Origin of the sequence: Cytophaga sp., assembly GCF_051961495.1 — a bacterium.
Lineage (GTDB): Bacteria > Bacteroidota > Bacteroidia > Cytophagales > Cytophagaceae > Cytophaga.
In genome coordinates this window covers 1-3,919 of the sequence record NZ_JBQCDF010000309.1, presented here as the reverse complement: position 1 = coordinate 3,919, position 3,919 = coordinate 1, and the positions used below count along the sequence as shown (strand labels likewise).

Below are 3,919 nucleotides of genomic sequence, written 5' to 3'. Positions count from 1 at the left end.
GCAAGTGCAGGTACACTATGATTACGCTAAAAGACATTTGAAAGAAGAGTATTATGTCCTGAAAAAAAACACCCAGGTACGTGATAGCTTGTATACTTCCTATTTTCAGAATGGTCAAAAAAAATCTCAAGGGTATTATATAAGAAATAAGGCTGAAGGAACCTGGCGGTTTTTTTATGAGAACGGCAATATCAAGATGGAAGGTTTGATGCTGAACGGAGAAAAAAATGGGATCTGGCAATATTATTATGAAAATGGAAATGTAAGCATGGAAGGAGAAGCTACATCGAACCTGAAAGGAGGCCATTGGAAATATTACTATGAGAACGGTCATATAAGAAGTGAAGGAGAATATCTGGGAGATAAAAAAAACGGACCCTGGAGTTATTACTATGAAGATGGGGTTTTGAAGGCCATGGCTACTTATAAAGAAGATGCAGGAGATTATATTGAACTGTATCCTTCAGGTAAATTAAAAGCTTCGGGAAAAATTGTAGATGGTAAAAGTTCCGGTATTTGGAATTATTACCATGAAGATGGATCGCTGATGGCGACGGGAGAAGAAGAAGGAGGGTTGAAAAAAGGCAAGTGGACATACTACTATCCCAACGGGCTGATTGCAAGTGAAGGTATGTATATGAATGGGAAGAGTGTAGGTCCCTGGAAATATTATTATGAGAACGGAACAGTCAGTGCGGTGGGGAATATGAATAACGGTACGAAAGACGGAGCATGGAAACTTTATTATAAATCCGGACAATTTAAAGGCGAGACCAATTATGTTAATGGTGAAGGTGTATATAAAGAGTATTATGAAGGGGGCGCCCTCCGCACTGAAGGAAAGATCATAGATGATAAGCACGAAGGTGTCTGGAATTATTATCTGGAGAATGGTACCCTGGAAGGAACCTGTACTTATGTCAATGGCACAGGTTTATACAAAGGTTATTACGAGAGTAAGAAAATAAAAATGGAAGGTACGCTTGAAAATGGCAATAAAGTTGGCGTATGGACACTATATAATGAAGATGGTACTATTGCCGGTTACTACAAAACGCTTTACGAAAATCAGGCGCCTAAGCTGGGCTCGGATAGTTTGGAGCTCGCTGATTCGTCAAAAGACACATTAAAACCTTCGGAAAAGCCTAAATATGTTATTCCGAAAAAGAAATCACGCTACTTTACACCTCGTGTGAATGAAGCCAAAGCATTTATCATTTCTTCAAATCCTTTTTACATGCTGGCCTCCTCGTTTCCTGTTAGTGTAGAATATTATATGCAGGAACGCATGGGATATGAAGTAGGAGGTTTGTTCTATTATAAGCCTATGTTTAACCTGCATCACAACCTGCCTACAAACACAGTATATTATTTTGGTGCTGAATTATATGTGCGGCAAAAGTTTTATCAGAAAGATCAGGAATATGGAATGCTGTATTTTGGACACGAGTTCAGGTATGGTTATTATAATTATGAAAATGATTATATAGATTTTACTGTTCCTGTACCTTCAGATCCCGTACACTTGCAACAGATTCAAAATCGATTTGAGTATACCGTGTTGGTTGGAGACCGCGTGATGATTGACCAGCGGAAAAAAGGGTGGACCTTTGATATTTATGCCGGGGTTGGAATCGGGTATAGAACTATTTCCGATAACTGGCATGGTAATAATGATAAATACAGCGATGCTTTTACCGGTGTTTACAGCAAGTCAATTGCAATCCCCTTCCGTTTTGGTTTTATGATCGGATATAAGTTTCCCAAAAAGAAAAGTAATTGATATGTTCTTTTAAAGGAACTTAATACAAATCCGATCCATTCGATAAATTCCGTATATTGCAGTCTGTTACTAAACTGATTTAAGGATAAACACCTTACCCATGAGTAAACTGGTTGAAATTGCGCTTCGCCCTGAAGACGCTGTTCGTGATGAACAAATTAAACGAGCGATCAAAGCTCAGACTTCCTATCAATCTTTCGATTTTCAATACCGGATCAAACGCCGTTCTATTGATGCACGTGGCCGACAGGTATTGGTACGTATGGGTGTGGAAGTGTTTGATAAAGGAGAATTATTACCGCCGCTTTTAGCGCTGCACAAAGAAATATATAAAACTGCCAACGGCAAACACCAGGTAGTGATTATTGGTGCCGGTCCCGCCGGTTTGTTTGCTGCTTTACGCTTGCTGGAATATGGCATTAAGCCCATTGTGATTGAACGCGGAAAAGATGTGCGTGCACGCAGGAGAGATCTGGCAGCAATCAATAAAGATCACGTTGTAAATCCGGAATCCAATTATTGTTTTGGTGAAGGCGGTGCCGGAACTTATTCCGACGGAAAGTTATATACCCGTTCCAAGAAGCGTGGTGATATCCGTAAAGTGCTTGAGGTACTGGTTGCTCATGGCGCTACCGAAGATATTCTGGTTGATGCGCATCCGCACATTGGTACAAATAAATTGCCGGTGTTGGTTGCCAATCTGCGGGAAACAATTAAGACCTACGGCGGAGAAGTGTTGTTTGATACCCGCGTTGAGAAACTGATCATAAGAGATGGCGTTTGTGCCGGTGTTGTTACCAATACGAATGAAAAGATAGAAGGTATCGCGACCATACTGTGTACCGGACATTCGGCGCGTGATATTTTTCATATGCTGCACGAACAGGGTATACAAATCGAAGCAAAACCATTTGCTCTTGGCGTGCGGATTGAGCATCCACAGACCTTGATTGATGCGGTGCAATATCATTGTTCGGGCAATCGCGGAGAATGCCTGCCGGCTGCTGCTTATTCACTGGTAACACAAACCCAGTATCAACAGGTAGAGCGTGGCGTGTATTCCTTCTGTATGTGTCCGGGTGGTTTTATAGTACCGGCTGCTACAGCTCCGGGTGAATTGGTTGTGAATGGTATGTCGCCGAGCCGCAGGGACTCTAAATTCGCGAATTCAGGAATGGTAGTTGCTGTGGAACTGGATGACATTAAAGAATTTCATAAGCATGGACCGTTTGCTGCCCTCGAGTTTCAAAAGAGTGTAGAACAGAATGCCTGGGCCATTGGCGGTAAAACACAGGTTGCTCCGGCACAGCGGGTAGGAGATTTTATTCAGAATAAATATTCAGCGTCGCTTCCGGATTGTTCGTACCAGCCGGGCTTGAAAAGCGCGAAGATGGATGATGTTCTTCCTGCAATGATAGCGCAGCGCCTGCGTCAGGGATTAAAACAATTTGAGCATAAAATAAAAGGTTATACCAGCAATGAAGGACTGCTGATCGGTGTGGAAAGCAGAACCTCTTCGCCGGTATTTGTTCCACGGGATAAAGAAACCCTGCAACATGTGACTTTAAAAGGCCTGTATCCATGCGGAGAAGGTGCGGGTTATGCCGGTGGTATCATGTCAGCCGCGATGGATGGCGAGAGCTGTGCCTTAAGGATCGCGCAGCAGCTGGGGCTGGCAGAGATGGAGTCAAATTCCAAATAGAAGGAAGTGTAAAGTTTAGAGTGTAAAGTGTAATCGTTTCTCTTCTTTCGTGTTTAGTATAATTCTAACGTTTTAAATTAAAAAGTAAGTGCACGATTATGTCGCACTACACTCTACACTTTAAACTATTATTCTCTATTTTTTGTTTATCTTATACTACTAACCACAGCTATACAACCATGAAAAAGACATTGATATTAGGGGCAACACCGGAAACAAACAGATATGCTTATCTTGCTGCTCAGCGCTTGCAGAGCCATGGCCATGAGTTTATACCTGTCGGACGTAAAACAGGTGAAGTGTTAGGAAAAACCATTATCAATGACCGTCCGCTGGTTGAAGATGTGGATACGGTAACACTGTATATCAATCCGCAAAATCAAATAAATGAATATAAATATATCCTTTCTCTGAAGCCTAAAAGGGTCATTTTT

3 protein-coding genes are annotated in these 3,919 nt (G+C 41.7%); all 3 read left to right on the top strand.

Features of this window, described 5'->3' with window-relative positions; all coding sequences use genetic code 11:
* A partial coding sequence (locus ACTHJT_RS16990; RefSeq protein ID WP_440240418.1) for a toxin-antitoxin system YwqK family antitoxin occupies positions 1-1,783 on the top strand: 1,783 nt, incomplete at its 5' end.
* Positions 1,784-1,883: 100 nt separating this feature from the next.
* Positions 1,884-3,485, top strand: a complete 1,602-nt coding sequence (locus ACTHJT_RS16985) for an NAD(P)/FAD-dependent oxidoreductase (RefSeq protein WP_440240416.1) — start codon at positions 1,884-1,886, stop codon at positions 3,483-3,485.
* A 179-nt stretch (positions 3,486-3,664) separates the two neighbouring features.
* On the top strand, positions 3,665-3,919 hold a 255-nt coding region (locus tag ACTHJT_RS16980), incomplete at its 3' end, for a CoA-binding protein (protein ID WP_440240414.1).

Excerpts from the sequence above, each read along its gene's own strand:
- ACTHJT_RS16985 (WP_440240416.1), top strand. The coding sequence starts at position 1,884 with ATGAGTAAACTGGTTGAAATTGCGCTTCGCCCTGAAGACGCTGTTCGT.